We start from the raw sequence: 534 nt of genomic DNA on the forward strand, positions 1-534 counted from the left end.
GGCACAACTCGCCGACGAAATAGCCGTTGTTGAGGATGTTGTGGTGACTGAGCGTCGCGCCCTTCGGGAAACCGGTAGTACCCGAGGTGTATTGGATGTTGATCGCGTCGTCGGCCGACAACGCGGCCTGGGCTGCGGCGAGCGGAGCCGGATCGCTTGCCTGCGCCGCCAAGCCGTCTGCAAGCACCGCGTCCCACTCGGGTGAACCGAGCAGGAGCACCGACGTCAGATCCGGGCACTGCGGCCGCACCGTCTCGATCATCGACGCGTAGTCCGAGGTCTTGAAGCTGGCCGCAGACACCAGCGTCGAGATCCCGGCCTGCTCGAGTACGTACTGCAACTCGTGCGAGCGGTACGCCGGATTGATGTTGACCAGGATCGCGCCGACCTTTGCCGTCGCGTATTGCGTGAACGTCCATTCCGGACAGTTGGGAGCCCAGATTCCTACCCGATCGCCCTTCCCCACACCACGGGAAAGTAGTCCGGCAGCGAGCCCGTTCACCTGCTCGGCGAACTCCCGGTACGTCCATCGTC

At 64.0% G+C, this 534-nt stretch carries 1 protein-coding gene; it reads right to left on the reverse strand.

What is annotated here, in order from left to right; all coding sequences use genetic code 11:
* A partial coding sequence (locus ABD369_RS40975) for an AMP-binding protein (protein WP_344641720.1) occupies positions 1–534 on the reverse strand: 534 nt, incomplete at both ends.

Origin of the sequence: Kitasatospora cystarginea (genome assembly GCF_039533515.1) — a bacterium.
GTDB classification, from domain to species: Bacteria; Actinomycetota; Actinomycetes; order Streptomycetales; family Streptomycetaceae; genus Kitasatospora; species Kitasatospora cystarginea.